Origin of the sequence: Rhizobium sp. LC145 (genome assembly GCF_001005825.1) — a bacterium.
GTDB lineage: Bacteria > Pseudomonadota > Alphaproteobacteria > Rhizobiales > Rhizobiaceae > Neorhizobium.
Map to the genome: position 1 here is coordinate 144,415 of NZ_LBHV01000004.1, position 16,739 is coordinate 161,153.

Genomic DNA, 16,739 nt, shown 5'->3' on the forward strand with positions numbered 1-16,739 from the left:
ACGGTAAGGATCAAAGCCCGCCGTTTTCCCGCAAAAAGCGGACGATGTGATCGACGCCCTCGCCGCGCTTCAAATCCGTGAAGACATGCGGTTTCGCCTCCCGCATGCGGCTCGCATCGCGGTCCATCACGTCGAGATCGGCCCCGACATAGGGGGCGAGGTCCTTCTTGTTGATGACGAGGAGATCGGAGCGGGTGATGCCCGGTCCGCCCTTGCGTGGGATTTCCTCGCCCTGACAGGTGGAGATCACATAGATGGTGATATCGGCGAGATCGGGCGAGAAGGTCGCCGCAAGGTTATCGCCGCCGGATTCGATGAACACCACATCGAGATCGGGAAACCGCTCTGTCAGCCCGGCGATCGCCTGCAGATTGATCGTCGCGTCCTCGCGGATGGCGGTGTGCGGGCAGCCGCCCGTTTCCACGCCGACGATGCGGTCGGAGGAAAGCGCCTGCATCCGCACCAGCGCCTCGGCATCCTCCTTGGTGTAGATGTCGTTGGTGACGACCGCGACGGAATACTCTTCCCGCATCGCCTTGCAGAGCTTTTCGGTGAGCGCGGTCTTGCCCGAACCCACCGGTCCGCCGATGCCCACCCGCAGGGGTCCGTTCGCCGATTTCATCGTGTGCTTCCTTTCAAAATCGTTCGCGTAATTCTAACCCGTCTAGGAACGGAACAGCCGCGAATGCTGCCTCTCATGCCGGAGCGAGGCGATATCCGCCTGCACGGCAGCGCTTCCGAAATCATCGAGCATCGAACCGCTCGCGCGCTCCGCCACCTCCCCGATCTGCGCCTCCAGGCGGGCGATCACCGCCACCCCCTCGCTTTGGCCGCAGACGCCGAGCCGGATCGCCGCCGAGACCGATTGCGACACGGCCGCATGCAGATAGGCTGCCAGTGCCTTTTCAGCCGGCACGCCATGCGCGGCGGCGACCGATCCGACTGCGACCGGAAACGGCACGTCGGCGGGCAACAGCTCGAATACCCCGGCCGGCCAGGCCGATGCCGCCGTGACGAAAGCCCGGCCAAGCGCCAGCGTCTCGGCATGCCGCTCCGCCGATCCGGCAAGCGCCAGCCCCAGTTCCGACGCTTCCCTTAAACCCGCGCCGTTCCCGAATTGCCCGAAGGCTTCCCGGAACAGCACGGCATCGTTCCACAGGCCGCCGTGGCTCATAAGCGTGGCAAGCCAATCGGAAAGATCATCCGCGGTTCTGACAAGGCCATCATGCACCGCCCTTTCCAACCCGCCAGACCAGGCAAAGCCGCCGATCGGAAAGGCCGGAGAAAGCCAGGCCATCAACCGAAGCAGGGCCTGCGTATCGAGCCCGCCGCTCATTTCGCGTCAGTCATGATGATGATGGTCATGACCATGCGAATGCCCATGGGAATGACTGCCGTGCGAATGATAGGCCCCGCGCGCCGGCTGGAACGGCTCCTCGACCTCGGTAACCGTTGCGCCGAGCCCCTCGAGCATGTTGCGGATGACATGATCACGCAGGATCAGAATGCGCCCCTCCTCGATCTGCGCCGAAAGGTGCCGGTTGCCGAGATGCCAGGCGAGTTCGATGAGATGAAGCGTATCGCGCGCCTTCACCTCGAACAGCTTTTCGGGTGCGGCCTGCACTTCGACAGTATCGCCGCTTTCCAGCACCAGCCGATCGCCATGATGGAAGAGCACCGCCTCCTTGAGATCGAGCATCACCATGTCGCCGTTCGAAAGGTGCAGGAGCTTGCGGCGGAGATGTCGGAGATCATGCGGAAGGGTGACGGTGTCGATCGGCGGATCGGTGACCTCGCCGGCCGGGCGGTAGGAATGGATATGCTGCATCAAAAACTCCGATCAATTGAAAAGCTCGAGCGAGAGCGTAAGCGTCTGCGGCAGCGGATTCCAGAGCCCGGTGCGCAATCCGGCAGTACGAAGTGCGGCGGCCGTCCAGGTATTGCAACCGAGGAAGGCGTTGAAATAGCCTTTCGCCTCGAAGAACCGGTCATACGCTCCATAACCGGTGTCTCCAACCGCAACGACTTCGCCGGCTTCGCCCATGAAACTCGCCTGAATGAAGGCGGAAAGCTGCTGAAACTGCCCCGAATCGAGATCGAAGGCGGAGACCGCAGGATGGTTTTCATCAAGCTCGCCAGCAACGTCCACATGCAGGACCGAGCTGTCTACCGTCAGCGCGCGGAGAACCGGCAGCGCCTTGAGGTCCGCCCATGTCGGCGTTTCGATGTAGAAGGCGCGGCCTCCCCAACCGACCACCAACCATTGTGCCGCCGGATCAGCAACCGGGACACCAAAGCGCTCCAGAAAACCGAAAGCGGCGCGGGTGTCTTCAGTTAGAGAGATAACGATATCGCTATGGATCGGATTGGACAGCACGAGGATACGTCTTCGTTCCGCCAAATCCTCCGAGCGGGCGGGAGCAAACAAGGGACGCGGGATGAAAGTTCCCGCCGCGACGGCAAGCACGATCACCAGAATGGCGGCAAAGAGCCGGCGCAATGCCTTTTTCATTCTCGCTCCAAAGCGCCGTACCTCAGCGTCGTGGCTCAGCGGCTGGAAAGCGCCATGGAGCCGCCGGAAGCAACGAGAACACCGCCGACCAGCCGGTTGAGATGGACGAAGATGCGTTCCGAACGGAGCGCCTTGCGCAGCAGCACGCCGGCCAGCACGTAAACCGCCACCGCGCCCACTTCGAGCAGGAGAAACACGATCCCCATCTCCGCAAGCTGGCTCCAGGCAGGTTGCGAAGGATCGATGAACTGCGGGAAGAATGCCGTGAAGATGGCGATCGCCTTGGGATTGCTGATGGCGAGCGTGAAATCCCGACGCATCAGCGCTTTTACGCTGGCATCGGCCGAGCGCATCGAGGCGAGTTCCCGAGCCTTCCGCCAGAACTGGATGCCGACATAAATGAGGTAGATGGCGCCCGCAAACTTGATGATCGTGAAGGCAACGGAGGACGCCGCCAGCACCGCGCCGAGGCCGAGAATGGTGATCAATATGAGGAAGGCGAAGGCCGGCATCCGCCCGAGACCGCCGAGCAGGGCCGGTGCCGCGCCAAGCCTCGCCGCATTGGAAAACGCCAGCATGTTGTTCGGGCCCGGCGCGCAATTGAGCGCGAAGCAGGCGGGAACGAATATCGACCATGCGATCATGACGAACTCCCCTTGAAGTTGGCGCAGCCGTCCGGCCCGCTCGCATAACGTTAGAACAGAAAGTATCGCTGCGCCATCGGCAACACGGTGGCCGGTTCGCAGGTCAAGAGTTCACCATCGGCGCGCACCTCGTAGGTTTCGGGATCGACCTCCACATGCGGCGTCGCCGAATTGTGGATCATCGAGGCCTTGGAGATGCCACCGCGCACATTCTTCACCGCCACCAGCTTCTTGGCGACGCCGAGACGCTGCGCAAGCCCGGCATCCAGCGAAGCCTGCGAGACGAAGGTGACGGAGGAGTTCGTCCGGAGTTTGCCGTAGGCTGCGAACATCGGCCGATAATGCATCGGCTGCGGTGTCGGGATGGAGGCATTCGGATCGCCCATCGGGGCTGCAGCGATCGAGCCGCCGAGCAGCACCATTTCCGGCTTCACGCCGAAGAAGGCCGGGTTCCAGAGCACGAGGTCGGCGCGTTTTCCCACTTCGACCGAGCCGATCTCGTGGGAGACGCCGTGCGCGATCGCCGGATTGATCGTGTATTTGGCGATATAGCGGCGGACACGGAAATTGTCGTTGTCGCCGGTCTCTTCCTTCAACTGCCCGCGCTGCCGCTTCATCTTGTCGGCCGTCTGCCAGGTGCGAATCGCCACTTCGCCGACGCGGCCCATGGCCTGGCTGTCCGACGAGATGATCGAGAACGCGCCGATATCGTGCAGGATGTCTTCGGCCGCGATCGTTTCCTTGCGGATACGGCTTTCGGCGAATGCGATGTCCTCGGGGATCGACGGAGACAGGTGATGGCAGACCATCAGCATGTCGAGATGCTCGGCGAGCGTGTTGACCGTATAGGGCCGCGTCGGGTTGGTGGAGGACGGGATGACGTTCGGCTGCCCGCAGACCTTGATGATGTCCGGCGCATGGCCTCCGCCCGCCCCTTCCGTATGGAAGGCATGGATGGTGCGGCCCTTGATCGCCGCGACGGTATCCTCCACGAAGCCGCTCTCGTTCAGCGTGTCGGTGTGGATCATCACCTGCACGTCGTACTGATCGGCGACGGTGAGGCAGTTGTCGATCGCGGCCGGCGTCGTGCCCCAATCCTCGTGCAGCTTGAGGCTGGAAGCGCCGGCGAGGATCATTTCTTCGATCGGCGCGGGAAGCGAGGCATTGCCCTTGCCGGCAAGGGCGAGATTCATCGGGAAGGCATCGAAGCTCTCGATCATCCGCTCGATATGCCATGCGCCGGTGCAGGTGGTGGCAAGCGTGCCATGCGCCGGGCCCGAGCCCCCGCCGAGCATGGTCGTGACGCCGCTCATCAGCGCTTCCTCGATCTGCTGCGGGCAGATGAAGTGGATATGCGCATCCATGCCGCCGGCCGTCAGGATCTTGCCTTCGCCGGCAATCGCCTCCGTCGACGGCCCGACGATGATCGTCACGCCGGGCTGCGTATCCGGATTGCCCGCCTTGCCGATCGCATGGATGCGGCCGTTCTTCAGGCCGACATCGGCCTTGTAGATGCCGGAATGGTCGACGATCACCGCGTTGGTGATGACGGTATCTACCGCCCCTTCCGCGCGCGTGGCCTGGCTCTGGCCCATGCCGTCGCGGATTACCTTGCCGCCGCCGAACTTCACTTCCTCGCCATAGGTGGTGAAATCCTTCTCCACCTCGATGAAGAGCTCGGTATCGGCAAGCCGGACCTTGTCGCCCACGGTCGGGCCGAACATGCTGGCATAGGCGGCGCGGGGCATCTTGTAGGGCATGGCTCTATCTCACCTGCTTCGTCATCCTCGGACTTGTCCCGAGGATCTACAACGGAAAAACGTGGGGCGGTACGCTTGTGTGTCTGTCACGACTGATGGAACTATTTCTTCTTCTTATGGCAGATCCTCGGCACAAGCCCGAGGATGACGGTTGTGGGCATGCCATCACAGCGCGCCCATGACCTTCTGCTGGAAACCGTAGACCGTGCGCTTGCCCGAAAGCGGGATCAGCGTCACAGCCCTCATCTGGCCGGGCTCGAAGCGAACGGCCGTTCCGGCGGGAATGTCGAGCCGCATGCCGCGCGCCTTTTCGCGGTCGAAGGAGAGACCGTTATTCGTCTCGAAGAAATGATAATGGCTGCCGACCTGTATCGGCCGGTCGCCGGTATTGGAGACTTCTATCGTCACCGTCGGCGCGCCGGCATTGAGCTCGATTTCGCCTTTGGCGGCAATCACTTCGCCCGGAATCATGAATCAATCTCCCACGGTCTTAACGTATCGGTTCATGCACGGTGACGAGCTTGGTGCCGTCCGGGAACGTCGCTTCCACCTGCACGTCGTGGATCATCTCCGCGATACCTTCCATCACCTGCTCGCGGGTGATGACATGCGCACCGGCTTCCATGAGGTCGGCGACGGAACGGCCGTCGCGGGCCCCTTCCACCACGAAATCGGTGATCAGCGCGATCGCTTCCGGATAGTTGAGCTTCACCCCACGCTCCAGCCGTCGGCGCGCGACGATCGCCGCCATGGCGATCAGCAGTTTGTCTTTTTCTCTCGGCGTCAGGTTCATGGGCGTCCCGCGATCAAATTCCGATATGGGAAATTCGGATGTGGCAAATCAGATGTTCCAGACTTTTGGCACCGCCGCGCCGTTTCGCAATACGGTAATTGCCGGTACCAGAACTTTTCTCAACTCGAACCCGCTCGGCGCGGTCAGCCTCGCCACGAGCTTGCCGTTCCAATGGCTGACGCCGCCCGTCGCCCCCTCCAGGCACTGGTGCAATTTCGGAAGGAAAGCCTCCGCAAGTGGCCCGGAATAGAAGAGCGTGGCATAGGCGATCTGGCCGGAAAGGACGGCCGACTGCCGCACCGTGCGCTCTATCTCGCCCTCGAAGCGCGCTTCTTCCGCATGGATCAGCCTGCCCTCGCGGCGCACCCGCCAGCGATCGCGGAAGAAGCCTTGCCCAACCGCCTCACCCATCGCCTGACGGCCGAAGATGACGGCTTCGACGGCCAGGAATTCCGCGCTTTCATGAAGATCGACCTCAAGCCGCCTGGTCAGCGAAGCGCGGTTAAACAGGATCGTTTCCTGCGGCAGCCAGTGAACCGAGGCGTTCTCCCCGACCGAAATGCGCGTGGTAAGCGATGCCGTGTCGGCGGCTGCCTTGTAGATCTTCTCATTGGCCTGGGTGGTGATGGAAAGATTGGTGGAGGCTGCCGCGGTAACGGACCATTCGACGACATCGCCGCCCGTCAGCCCTCCGGAAGTATTGATGAGGATCGCCTCCATCTCGGGCGAAAACGTCTCGGGAAGGCGAATTTTTGCGCAGCCTTCCTGATAGAACTCGGCGAGCCGGGTGCGGCCCGCGAACGCCTTGGTTACAAGGCGCCCCGCCCCTCTTGCACGCTGTGGCGCATATCCACTGTCCGGCTGCTGCTGCACGTCGTCCCCTGAAGTTCGGCTCCTGTCGCGCAATCCGATGCAACAGCCGTGCCAGACTTGCTCTTGGCCGGCGCAGCGGTGGCGATGACGTCCGTGCTGTCGGCCTTGCGGAAGAACTCCCACATTCTCGACGCAGGATCAATATTGGGATCGAAGCTCGGCTTCTTGGCGGACGAGACCTTGACGACGCCCGCCTCCACCTCCGCGGCAGCGGCGATCACCTTCTCGGTCGCGCTCGGCTTCGGCCAGTCGTGCGTACCGTTCGCGAAGACATAGGAAGCAATCCGCGCGCCCGCCTTGCAGGTATCGTGAAGGCTGTAGGTGATGCCGCCGATCGTTTCGGTCTTGCCGTTGCCGGTGCAGCCGTCAAGCTCCGTCCAGCGCTTCACCGCCGCCTTGAAACCATATTGCCAATAGGTCTTTCCGCCGCCGGCATAGGGATTGGCACTATCCTTCTCGCCGGCGAACGCCATGATCGAGACCGGCTTTGCCGGCTTGCAGCCTTCCGTATCCGGGGCCCACTTTCCTTCGATCTGGATCGGGCGCCCTGCCCGGAGCGAATGCACGAAACCGGCCGCCGCGAAATCGTCATTGCCGCCGCAGATATAGGCCGAGAGCATGCGCCCGCCGCCGGAATAACCCGAGGCGTAGATGCGAGACGGATCGACGCAGAATTCCTGCTTGACCTGGCCGAGGGTCGCCTTGATGAAGCCTACCTCGTCGAGCCCGCCGGGCTGGGTCGTGACATAGGGCACGTTCCAGGCATAGGTGCCCGGCATATTGCCGGTAAGGCTTCCCTGAAGGGCGACCACGATGAAGCCCTCGCGCTCGGCCATCTTGTCCCAGGAACTGCGGGCAAGCTGGCCATTCGGATTGCTGTTGCTGCCGTGGAAATCGAACACCACCGGCACCTTCTGGGCGCCGGTATAGGAAGACGGGACGAAATAGACGCCGGACCGCACCGCATCCGTCGAGCGGATCGTCATGGGGTGTCGCCCCGGCTCCATCGGCTGGCCGCACCCCGCCAGAGCCTGCACCGTACTCGCGCCCAATAAAAAAGCCCCTACTGCGACGACGCGAGCAAGAGCGGGCCTGGAAAAGGTACCGGGAACGCGAGCAAAATCCATCAGCGCCTCATCATGAGTGCACGAGCAGTGTCGACAATGTGCGGGGCTGCCCTAAACGCCGCCTTGGTAACACATATTAGACCCTGGTGAAATGCACGAAATACTGCGCCGGGATATAAACCTTCATCCGTGAAATACTGGGTTCATACGGTGAGATGCCGCCTTGCTTCCGGCATATCCAGCGTCTCGGCCGGACCTTCGTGAACGATCTCACCGCGATCCATGATGTAGACCTGATCGGCAAGCTCCCGGCAGAAATCGAGATATTGTTCGACCAGCAGGATGGCCATGCCGGTCGAATCCCGCAGATAGCGGATCGCCCGGCCGATATCCTTGATAATCGAGGGCTGGATACCTTCGGTCGGCTCGTCCAGCACCAGGATCTTCGGCCGCGTGACCATGGCGCGGCCGATCGCCAACTGCTGTTGCTGCCCCCCGGACAAGTCTCCGCCGCGACGGCCGAGCATGGATTTCAGCACCGGGAACAGGTCGAATATCTCGTCCGGAACGAACCGCTCCTTGCGGGCAAGCGGCGCATAGCCGCTTTCGAGGTTTTCCTGGACGGTGAGCAGCGGGAAGATTTCCCGCCCCTGCGGCACATAGCCGATGCCGTGCTTGGCGCGCGCATAGGGAGCGAGACCGTTCAGCACCTCGCCCTGGAAGCTGATGACGCCGCCACTCACCGCATGCTGGCCGGTAACGGCGCGGAGAAGAGAGCTCTTCCCCACGCCGTTCCGCCCCAGCACACAGGTGATCTTGCCCATCTCGGCGGTGATCGACACACCACGCAGCGCCTGCGCCGCGCCGTAATGGAGATTGACGTTGTTGACTGTCAGCATAAGGATCTCCGCAGAGTCAGCGCCAAATAACTCCCCCTCTGGCCTGCCGGCCATCTCCCCCACAAGGGGGGAAAAGACTCGTGGCACCTTGTTGCCTCAAGCGAAAGCGCCGAGCAGGGCGTTGAAGCCCCTCCCCCTTGTGGGGAGGGGTTGGGGAGGGGACTTTCTTCAACATGTGGCACAGCGTTCACCTCACCGCCCCAGATAATTCTCGATCACCTTCGGATCGTTCGAGACGAAATCGATCGAACCTTCCGCCAGCACCGAACCTTCCGCCAGACACGTCACCTTCACTCCAAGCTCACGGATGAAACCCATGTCATGCTCGACCACTACGACAGAGCGCGTCTTGGCGATCTCCTTCAGGAGCACGGCCGTCTCCGCCGTTTCCGCATCCGTCATGCCCGCGACCGGCTCGTCCACCAGAAGGAGTTTCGGTTCCTGCGCCAGCAGCATGCCGATCTCCAGCCACTGCTTCTGGCCATGCGAAAGGTTTGCGGCCAGTTCGTCCTTCCGGTGCGTCATGCGGATCGTCTCGAGGATTTCCTCGATGCGCGCCTTGTCTTCCGGCGAGAGCTTGTAAAACAGCGTTGCGAAGACACCGCGCAAGCGGTTCAGCGCCAGCTCCAGATTGTCCCAGACCGTATGGCTTTCGAAGACTGTCGGCTTCTGAAACTTCCGGCCGATGCCGAGCTGGGCGATGTCGGCCTCGTCCTTTTTCGTAAGGTCGACGGTGTCTTCGAATAGCACTGTGCCGGTGTCGGGCCGCGTCTTGCCGGTGATGATGTCCATCATTGTCGTCTTGCCGGCCCCGTTCGGGCCGATGATGGCGCGAAGCTCACCCGGCTCCACCACGAAGGAGAGCGAATTCAGCGCCTTGAACCCGTCGAACGAGACGGAAACACCATCGAGGTAAAGCAGGCTCTTGGCTCTGGTTTCGGCAATCGTGTTCATCGTCTCACTCCGCTGCCTGTGCCATCGGGGTTTGGGCGTCCCTGCCCTTTTCCGCCTCGCGAGCGGCCTTCATGGCCTTGCGGGAGCTGAAGCCGTGTTGGATCGTCCCGACGATACCCTTCGGCAGGAAGAGCGTGACGGCGATGAAGAGGCCGCCCAGCGCGTAAAGCCAGAATTCCGGGAAGGCGCCGGTGAAGAAGCTTTTCCCGGAATTGACCAGAACCGCGCCGATGATCGGCCCGATCAGCGTGCCGCGCCCGCCGACCGCCGTCCACACCACCACTTCGATGGAGTTGGCAGGCGCGAATTCACCGGGGTTGATGATGCCGACCTGCGGCACGAAGAGCGCGCCGGCAATGCCGGCCATCATGGCGGAGACGACGAAGGTGAAGAGCTTGATATGCTCGACTCGGAAGCCGAGGAAGCGCACCCGGCTTTCGGCATCGCGCACGCCGACCAGCACCTTGCCGAACTTGGAGCGAACAATGCCGGAGGCGATCAGCAGGCAGAGCGCCAGCATCACCGCCGACATGGCGAAGAGCACGGCGCGCGTGCCGTCCGCCTGGACCGAGAAGCCAAGGATATCCTTGTAGTCCGTCAACCCGTTATTACCGCCGAAGCCCATGTCGTTGCGGAAGAAGGCGAGCATCAGCGCATAGGTCATCGCCTGGGTGATGATTGAGAGATAGACGCCGTTGACGCGGGAGCGGAAAGCGAACCAGCCGAACACGAAGGCGAGCAGGCCCGGCACGACAAGCACCATCAGCATGGCGAACCAGAACATGTCGAACCCGTGCCAGAACCAGGGAAGCTCCTGCCAGTTGAGGAACACCATGAAATCCGGCAGTTCGGGATTGCCGTAGACGCCGCGGCTGCCGATCTGCCGCATCAGATACATGCCCATGGCATAGCCGCCGAGCGCGAAGAAGGCGCCGTGGCCGAGCGAAAGGATGCCGCAATAGCCCCAGACGAGATCGAGCGCCAGCGCCAGCAGCGCGTAGCAGAGATACTTGCCCATCAGCGCCATGGCATAGGTGGGGATATGGAAGGCGCTATCCGGTGGGGTGAGCAGGTTGAGCGCCGGCACGAGGATGGCAACGCCGAGCAATATGGCAATGGCGACGATGATCTTGCCGTCGAGCGCGCGCAGAATGAAGCCCGTAATCATGCTTCCACCGCCCTTCCCTTGAGCGCGAAGAGGCCGCGCGGACGTTTCTGGATGAAGAGGATGATGAGCACCAGCACGAGGATCTTGCCGAGTACCGCGCCAACCGAAGGTTCAAGGAACTTGTTGAGGATGCCGAGCGACATGGCGCCCACCAGCGTGCCCCAGAGATTGCCCACACCGCCGAAGACCACCACCATGAAACTGTCGATGATGTAGCTCTGGCCGAGGTTCGGCGAGACGTTGTCGATCTGGGAAAGCGCCACGCCCGCAATCCCTGCAATGCCGGAACCGAGCGCGAAGGTGAAGGCGTCGATCCAGGGCGTGCGGATGCCCATGGACGACGCCATGCGGCGGTTCTGGGTGACGGCGCGCATCTGAAGACCGAAAGCCGAGCGCTTCAGAAGCACCAGTAGCGCGAAAAAGATCGTCAGCGAGAAGACGATGATCCAGAGCCGGTTCCAGGTGACCGTCATGCCGCCCAAACCGAAGGAACCGGACATCCAGGAAGGATTGCCAACTTCACGGTTGGTGGGGCCGAAGATCGAGCGGATCGCCTGTTGCAGGATCAGCGAGACGCCCCAGGTGGCGAGCAGGGTTTCGAGCGGCCGGCCGTAAAGGAAACGGATGACGCCGCGCTCCAGCACGAGACCGACGGCGCCGGTCACGATGAACGCGACGGGCAGCGCGATCGCCAGCGACCAGTCGAACAGGCCCGGCGCGTTGGCGCGGATCAGCTCCTGCACGACAAAGGTGGAATAGGCGCCGAGCATGACCATCTCGCCATGCGCCATGTTGATGATGCCCATCACGCCGAAGGTGATCGCAAGGCCGATCGCCGCAAGCAGCAGGACCGAGCCGAGCGACAGCCCATACCAGACGTTCTGCGCCATGTCCCACAGCGCCAGATCGCCTTCGATCGAAGCGACGGCGGCGTCGATCTCCGTCTGCAGGCTGGCATCGGCCGAGCCATAGGCGGCGCGCAGGATGCCGATCGCGTCACGACCGCCATAGTTGCGGATGGTCTCTATCGCGGCGCGCTTCTCCTCGACGGAGCGATCGGAGGAGAGCAGCGAAACGGCGCGCGCCTCTTCCATCCGGGTCTTCACCTCCGCATCGGTTTCCTTGGCGAGCGCGGCTTCCACGAGTTCGAGGTTTTCCGGGCTCGGAGAGCGCAACACGGCATCGGCTGCCGAGAGCCGCACGGCGCGGTCGGGGCTGAGCAGAGTGAGACCGCCGAGGGCGGAGCGGATGACACGGCGGAGATTGTTATTGACGCGGATCTTGGTAACGGCAGCCTTCGGCGCGTCGCCCGCGCTTTCACCGGTGAGGGCATCGGTCAGCGCGACATTCGAACCGGCAGCCTTGGCGATGAAGACCGCCTTGTCGGACTTGCGGAAATAGAGATCGCCTTCGGCAAAGGCTTCGAGAGCGGAAACCACGCGCGGATCGCCGGTCGCAGCGATCTGGCTGATCAGTTCCTCGGCCCGATTGAAATTGGCGTCCGCCAGCTGATTGAACAGCGGCTTCGGATCGGCACCCTGCGCGAAGGCGGGTGCGGCGAGGGCAGAAAGAATAAGAATTAGAAACGTTTGAAGAAGTTTTTTGGGGTTCACGACATCACCCTTTTCGATGACGGTTGCTGGCGCGATTGGCGGTCCGGCAACCGCTCACCCTCCCCTTAAGGGGGAGGGTCGAACCGAAGGTTCGGGGTGGGGTGACTTTTGCCTGTTCACCCCAACCCATCGCTTCGCGATGACCTCCCCCCTCAAGGGGGAGGTAAAAGATCAGCTACCCTTGCCGCCGCATTTTCCCGTGGCGACGTTGAAGTTGCCGCACTCCATGGGCTTGCGCCAATCGGCGATCAGGTCCTTCGAGTCCGGCAGGTAATCGGACCATTCGTCGCCGACGACCGGCGGCGTTTCCTGGACGACTTCGAACTGGCCGTCCGCCTGGATTTCACCGATCAGCACCGGCTTGGTGATGTGGTGGTTCGGCATGACGGTGGAGGTGCCGCCCGAAAGGTTCGGAACGGAAACGCCGATGATCGAGTCAAGCACGGCATCCGTATCGGTGGTGCCGGCGGCTTCGACCGCCTTCACCCAGGCGTTGAAGCCGATATAGGCTGCTTCCATCGGGTCATTGGTGACGCGCTTGTCGTTCTTGGTGAAGGCATGCCACTGTTCGATGAACTGGGCATTCGCCTCGCTTTCGACCGACTGGAAATAGTTCCAGGCGGCGAGATGGCCGACGAGCGGGGCGGTATCGAGACCGGCAAGTTCCTCTTCGCCGACCGAGAAGGCGACGACCGGGATATCTTCAGCCTTTACGCCCTGGTTGGCCAGTTCCTTGTAGAAGGGAACGTTGGCATCGCCATTGATGGTGGAGACGACGGCGGTCTTCTTGCCGGCGGAGCCGAAGTTCTTGATGTCGGTCACGATCGTCTGCCAGTCGGAATGACCGAACGGCGTGTAGTTGATCATGATATCCTCTTCGGCGACGCCCTTGGACATCAGATAGGCCTTGAGGATCTTGTTGGTCGTCTGCGGATAGACGTAGTCGGTGCCGGCCAGCACCCAGCGCTCGACGCCCTCGGTCTCGGCAAGGTAATCGACCGCCGGAATGGCCTGCTGGTTCGGAGCGGCGCCGGTATAGAAGATGTTGCGCGAGGATTCCTCACCCTCGTACTGAACCGGATAGAAGAGGATCGAGTTCAGCTCCTCGAAGACCGGCAGCACGGACTTGCGCGACGAAGAGGTCCAGCAGCCGAAGACGGCGGCGACCTTGTCCTGGGAAATCAGCTGGCGGGCCTTTTCGGCAAACAGCGGCCAGTCGGAAGCCGGATCGACGACGACGGCCTCAAGCTTCTTGCCGAGTACGCCGCCCTTCTTGTTCTGCTCTTCGACGAGCATCAGCATGGCGTCTTTCAGCGTCGTCTCGGAAATCGCCATCGTGCCCGAAAGAGAATGCAGGACGCCGATCTTGATCGTGTCTTCCTGTGCGAATGCGCCATGGAAGGCGGTCGTGGACAGGGCGGCGGCGAGCAATGCGCCACCGAGCTTTGCCTTGAAATTCATTGGTTCGAACCCCTCTTCTTGTTCGTCGGCAACGGGCTCAAGCAGGTTTGGACCGTCGCTGCGAGAACTATCGGGTGCTGCAGCGCGAAACCACATACGTCATATGACGTACCGGCAGGGGAGAAACGGGAAGCCTTCGGTGAGGTCGGGAATTATGACCTCCAAGGTAATCGACCTGACGACCGGCGAGGCTTACTTCACGTCCATCGCCCATGAACGTCGCAAGGAGAGTGCCATGCCGGTCACCTATCTCATCAAGTTCGATATCCGCCCCGAGCAGCGCGAAAGATTCATGGCGCTGCTGGGCAGCGTGCTCGACGCCATGCGGCATGAGCCCATGTTCCACGAAGCCGTTCTCCACGCGGATCCGGAAAACGAAAACCGCATGATGCTCTACGAGACCTGGGAGGATCATCGGGACGTTCTGGAGGTGCAGGTGAAGCGCCCCTATCGCAACGAATGGCAGGCCGCGCTGCCGGAGCTACTCGCAAATCCGCGCGACATCTCCGTTTGGCATCCGCTGCGGAGCGATCGGGCAAGCGGTCGCGATTGACACTTCCGAACGCCTGCGAAAGATAGGCGGCGGATGAGGAGCGCCGCCATGAACGTCACCACGATCGGGTTCACGAAGACGACAGCGCAAGGCTTCTTCGGCCGCCTGAAGGAAGCCGGCGTCAAGCGGCTGATCGACGTGCGCCTCCACAACAGCTCGCAACTCGCCGGCTTCGCCAAGGCGGAAGACCTTCCTTACTTCCTCAAGGAGCTCTGCGGCGCGGATTATGTCCACGAGCCGCTGCTGGCGCCGACCGAAGAGATCATGGGCGCGTTCAAGAAAGAGAAGGGACCTTGGGATGTTTTCCAGCGGGACTTTCTCGGCCTGATGGCCGAACGGAAGATCGAGACGCGGCTGAAGCCGGAAATGTTCAGAAATGCCTGCCTGCTCTGCTCGGAGGATACGCCGCATCATTGCCACCGGCGGCTGGTCTGCGAATACCTGAACGACAAATGGGACGGCAAGCTGCAAGTCCACCATCTGTAGTCGGAGCCACCGCATCAATGGGATGCGATGGCCGGTGCTGCTGCAAATCAGCCGTCGATGGTGAGCGTGACGCCGGACGGGCCGTATTCGACACTTGCCTTGTGGCCTTCGATCTCGACGGCGCCGAACGTGCCAGAAACAGAACTCGCCTTGATCAGCTCGATCTTCTCGCCCGCCTTCGGCGCATAATCTTCCGGCAGGTTGACGACCAATCGCCCGGCGAGCTTGGCCGAACCCTTGACGATCAGGTGCCCGGCCGTACCCTCGCCGAGGGTGACCGCCAGGCTGCCCTTGTCTTCCTGGCTGAAATCCCCATCGATCAGCAGAGCGTCAGACGCCGCGACCACGAGATTGCCGTTGCCGACCGAGAGAGAGCCCGTTCCGACAGCCGACGGAGATCCGGCGACCAGCGCTCCCTCTTCCACCCTGGTTTCACCGGCATAGGTATTGATTCCGGCGAGAGCAAGCGTGCCTTCACCGCGCTTCACTAGTCCGCCACGGCCGCCGATATCGTTTCGCCAGGTATCGAGCGCATTAAAGCCGCCTTTGGCCGCATCCATCGCGACCGTCACATCCTGATCGAACGCGCCATATCCATCAGCGGCGGCGAAAATATTGAGGCGACCGTATCCTTCCGCATCGTCAAGCAGCGGATAGCCGGAAGCGATCGCCGTCGTCCTCAGGACTTCGCGGCGCTGCTCGGCATCGAGATAGGGCAGACGGGTCTCGAGCAGCACTTCCGCCCCCTTCGGCACCCGGGCAGGCTGATCCACCGCATGGATCGGCTGGAAGCCATAGCTTAGGCGATCGCGCACATAGGCCTGGTTTGCATCATGCTCGGCGAAGCGATCCTCTTCGGGTGATGCCGAATGGGCCAGCACGAAGAGTTCGTCTGTATCCTGGACGCCGGTCTTCGTGGCGAGCCAGGCTTGCGTTTGCGCATAGGCGTCGCGCTTCAGGTCCGCATTTCCCGGCTTGTTGAGATTGTACGCCACCTGTGCGGTCGCCAGCACCCGGCCGCCCATCACGTCGAGCGGCGAGTGCATGCCCGCCAGAATACGGCTGTCGCCCATTTCGGTGGCGCGGGCCAGCATCTCCTGGAAACGCTGCGGCACCAGATAGGCCATGGCGAGCGCATCGCGCCAGCCTTCGGCCGTGTGCCCGCTCGGAAAGCCGCCATCCTCGGCGGGCTTGCCGCTCTTGGCCGGTTCCAGCGTCGGCAGCACCGCGACATGCTCGCTCCAGCGATAGGGACGCGCATACTTGAAATAGCGCTTGGCCGGCTCGGTGGATGCCTCCTCACTTGCTGCCTTGATGAAATCGACCGCCAATCCCATGTCGGGATTGGCCTCCGTCTTGGCCTCCAGGTCCGCCTTGCTGCCGGCGCCGCGATTGTTGCCCTTGTCCTCATACTTCACGGTGATCGCGTCAGCAGCGACCTCGGTGATCGTCGTCGTCTGTTTGGACCCGGCCTTCCAGGCATCCGTCAGCGGACCGAGCCCATCAACGATGCTGGCGTTCTTGCCCCGCCGGTCGTCGAGATAGACCGCAAGGTCCTGCTCGGCCATACGCACCCGCGTGACCTTCACCACATAAGCGATATTGGCGTCGTGAACGGCCTGGTTGACGATTCGGCCATCGGTGGGGCTGAACGGAATGCCGTCCCAATCCGTCTTGGCGACCGCCGGGCAATCGCCATTCGCCGGAGCCTCGACGCCGGCATCCACGAAAGGCGTGCGCGGCGTCCATATTTCCAGGAAACCTGAGAGAAGATGTACCGCCGCATTGGTGTTTTCCGTCGAAAAACACGCATCGCCCCGCTTGTTGGTGGCGCCGGCCTCCGCATAAGGCAGCTTGCCGGCGGTCTCCGCTCCGGCCATTGAAGGCACGAGAGAAAGCAGCGTCACCAGAGCAACAGTGGAACGGAAGTGACCCAAAGCAGACATGTAAGCTCCC

The 16,739-nt window shown here is 62.2% G+C and carries 18 protein-coding genes; 2 read left to right on the forward strand and 16 right to left on the reverse strand.

Features of this window, described 5'->3' with window-relative positions; genetic code table 11:
* Positions 1-10 precede the first annotated feature (10 nt).
* The 15 genes from ureG to urtA all read right to left on the reverse strand — a co-directional run bounded on the left by ureG (position 11) and on the right by urtA (position 13,744).
* The gene (gene ureG / locus YH62_RS12200) at positions 11-622 is read right to left on the reverse strand and encodes an urease accessory protein UreG (protein ID WP_046794501.1); all 612 of its coding nucleotides are present in this window, start codon (positions 620-622) and stop codon (positions 11-13) included.
* Between the two features lie 42 nt (positions 623-664).
* Positions 665-1,336 carry an urease accessory protein UreF gene (locus tag YH62_RS12205; protein WP_046794502.1) on the reverse strand — a complete coding sequence of 224 codons (672 nt, stop codon included), beginning with the start codon at positions 1,334-1,336 and terminating at the stop codon, positions 665-667.
* Positions 1,337-1,342: 6 nt separating this feature from the next.
* Positions 1,343-1,828 carry an urease accessory protein UreE gene (gene ureE / locus YH62_RS30080; RefSeq protein WP_046794503.1) on the reverse strand — a complete coding sequence of 162 codons (486 nt, stop codon included), beginning with the start codon at positions 1,826-1,828 and terminating at the stop codon, positions 1,343-1,345.
* Between the two features lie 12 nt (positions 1,829-1,840).
* Positions 1,841-2,512: a TIGR02117 family protein gene (locus tag YH62_RS30085; RefSeq protein WP_046794504.1), complete on the reverse strand. Its 672-nt coding sequence runs from the start codon at positions 2,510-2,512 to the stop codon at positions 1,841-1,843.
* A 35-nt stretch (positions 2,513-2,547) separates the two neighbouring features.
* Positions 2,548-3,156: a LysE family translocator gene (locus YH62_RS12220; protein WP_046794505.1), complete on the reverse strand. Its 609-nt coding sequence runs from the start codon at positions 3,154-3,156 to the stop codon at positions 2,548-2,550.
* A gap of 50 nt (positions 3,157-3,206) precedes the next feature.
* Positions 3,207-4,916 (reverse strand): urease subunit alpha, encoded by a 1,710-nt coding sequence (gene ureC, locus YH62_RS12225; protein ID WP_046794506.1) that lies wholly within the window; start codon positions 4,914-4,916, stop codon positions 3,207-3,209.
* A gap of 165 nt (positions 4,917-5,081) precedes the next feature.
* Positions 5,082-5,387 carry an urease subunit beta gene (locus YH62_RS12230; protein ID WP_046794507.1) on the reverse strand — a complete coding sequence of 102 codons (306 nt, stop codon included), beginning with the start codon at positions 5,385-5,387 and terminating at the stop codon, positions 5,082-5,084.
* 19 nt (positions 5,388-5,406) lie between these two features.
* Positions 5,407-5,709, reverse strand: a complete 303-nt coding sequence (locus tag YH62_RS12235) for an urease subunit gamma (RefSeq protein ID WP_046794508.1) — start codon at positions 5,707-5,709, stop codon at positions 5,407-5,409.
* Between the two features lie 48 nt (positions 5,710-5,757).
* Positions 5,758-6,582 carry an urease accessory protein UreD gene (locus tag YH62_RS12240; protein ID WP_046794509.1) on the reverse strand — a complete coding sequence of 275 codons (825 nt, stop codon included), beginning with the start codon at positions 6,580-6,582 and terminating at the stop codon, positions 5,758-5,760.
* Positions 6,519-7,568, reverse strand: coding sequence for a PHB depolymerase family esterase (locus YH62_RS12245; protein WP_052760396.1), 1,050 nt, complete (start codon positions 7,566-7,568; stop codon positions 6,519-6,521). Before YH62_RS12245 ends, YH62_RS12240 begins: the two co-directional genes overlap by 64 nt.
* A gap of 284 nt (positions 7,569-7,852) precedes the next feature.
* Positions 7,853-8,548, reverse strand: a complete 696-nt coding sequence (gene urtE, locus YH62_RS12250) for an urea ABC transporter ATP-binding subunit UrtE (protein ID WP_046794510.1) — start codon at positions 8,546-8,548, stop codon at positions 7,853-7,855.
* A gap of 192 nt (positions 8,549-8,740) precedes the next feature.
* Complete coding sequence (urtD, locus tag YH62_RS12255; protein WP_046794511.1) at positions 8,741-9,502, reverse strand: urea ABC transporter ATP-binding protein UrtD; 762 nt, start codon at positions 9,500-9,502, stop codon at positions 8,741-8,743.
* Positions 9,503-9,506: 4 nt separating this feature from the next.
* Positions 9,507-10,670, reverse strand: coding sequence for an urea ABC transporter permease subunit UrtC (gene urtC / locus YH62_RS12260; protein WP_046794512.1), 1,164 nt, complete (start codon positions 10,668-10,670; stop codon positions 9,507-9,509).
* Complete coding sequence (gene urtB / locus YH62_RS12265) at positions 10,667-12,283, reverse strand: urea ABC transporter permease subunit UrtB (protein WP_046794513.1); 1,617 nt, start codon at positions 12,281-12,283, stop codon at positions 10,667-10,669. The genes urtC and urtB overlap by 4 nt, the downstream gene beginning before the upstream one ends.
* Before the next feature lie 171 nt (positions 12,284-12,454).
* A complete protein-coding gene (gene urtA / locus YH62_RS12270) occupies positions 12,455-13,744 on the reverse strand; it encodes an urea ABC transporter substrate-binding protein (protein WP_046794514.1) in 1,290 nt (429 codons plus the stop codon).
* Between the two features lie 235 nt (positions 13,745-13,979).
* Between urtA and YH62_RS12275 the strand changes: the two genes are divergently transcribed.
* On the forward strand, positions 13,980-14,297 hold the full coding sequence (locus YH62_RS12275) for a putative quinol monooxygenase (protein WP_046795061.1): 318 nt from the start codon (positions 13,980-13,982) through the stop codon (positions 14,295-14,297).
* Between the two features lie 48 nt (positions 14,298-14,345).
* A complete protein-coding gene (locus tag YH62_RS12280) occupies positions 14,346-14,783 on the forward strand; it encodes a DUF488 domain-containing protein (RefSeq protein ID WP_046794515.1) in 438 nt (145 codons plus the stop codon).
* Between the two features lie 47 nt (positions 14,784-14,830).
* Here YH62_RS12280 and YH62_RS12285 read toward each other — a convergent pair whose 3' ends face one another.
* Complete coding sequence (locus YH62_RS12285; protein WP_046794516.1) at positions 14,831-16,729, reverse strand: phosphatase PAP2 family protein; 1,899 nt, start codon at positions 16,727-16,729, stop codon at positions 14,831-14,833.
* Between the last annotated feature and the right edge of the window lie 10 nt (positions 16,730-16,739).

Bases quoted from the DNA above. Each gene is read 5' to 3' on its own strand.
- ureG (WP_046794501.1), bottom strand. From the start codon at position 622: ATGAAATCGGCGAACGGACCCCTGCGGGTGGGCATCGGCGGACCGGTG.
- YH62_RS12205 (WP_046794502.1), bottom strand. From the start codon at position 1,336: ATGAGCGGCGGGCTCGATACGCAGGCCCTGCTTCGGTTGATGGCCTGG.
- ureE (WP_046794503.1), bottom strand. From the start codon at position 1,828: ATGCAGCATATCCATTCCTACCGCCCGGCCGGCGAGGTCACCGATCCG.
- YH62_RS30085 (WP_046794504.1), bottom strand. From the start codon at position 2,512: ATGAAAAAGGCATTGCGCCGGCTCTTTGCCGCCATTCTGGTGATCGTG.
- YH62_RS12220 (WP_046794505.1), bottom strand. From the start codon at position 3,156: ATGATCGCATGGTCGATATTCGTTCCCGCCTGCTTCGCGCTCAATTGC.
- ureC (WP_046794506.1), bottom strand. From the start codon at position 4,916: ATGCCCTACAAGATGCCCCGCGCCGCCTATGCCAGCATGTTCGGCCCG.
- YH62_RS12230 (WP_046794507.1), bottom strand. From the start codon at position 5,387: ATGATTCCGGGCGAAGTGATTGCCGCCAAAGGCGAAATCGAGCTCAAT.
- YH62_RS12235 (WP_046794508.1), bottom strand. From the start codon at position 5,709: ATGAACCTGACGCCGAGAGAAAAAGACAAACTGCTGATCGCCATGGCG.
- YH62_RS12245 (WP_052760396.1), bottom strand. From the start codon at position 7,568: ATGACGATCCGCTCGACGGATGCGGTGCGGTCCGGCGTCTATTTCGTC.
- urtE (WP_046794510.1), bottom strand. From the start codon at position 8,548: ATGCTGACAGTCAACAACGTCAATCTCCATTACGGCGCGGCGCAGGCG.
- urtD (WP_046794511.1), bottom strand. From the start codon at position 9,502: ATGAACACGATTGCCGAAACCAGAGCCAAGAGCCTGCTTTACCTCGAT.
- urtC (WP_046794512.1), bottom strand. From the start codon at position 10,670: ATGATTACGGGCTTCATTCTGCGCGCGCTCGACGGCAAGATCATCGTC.
- urtA (WP_046794514.1), bottom strand. From the start codon at position 13,744: ATGAATTTCAAGGCAAAGCTCGGTGGCGCATTGCTCGCCGCCGCCCTG.
- YH62_RS12275 (WP_046795061.1), top strand. From the start codon at position 13,980: ATGCCGGTCACCTATCTCATCAAGTTCGATATCCGCCCCGAGCAGCGC.
- YH62_RS12280 (WP_046794515.1), top strand. From the start codon at position 14,346: ATGAACGTCACCACGATCGGGTTCACGAAGACGACAGCGCAAGGCTTC.
- YH62_RS12285 (WP_046794516.1), bottom strand. From the start codon at position 16,729: ATGTCTGCTTTGGGTCACTTCCGTTCCACTGTTGCTCTGGTGACGCTG.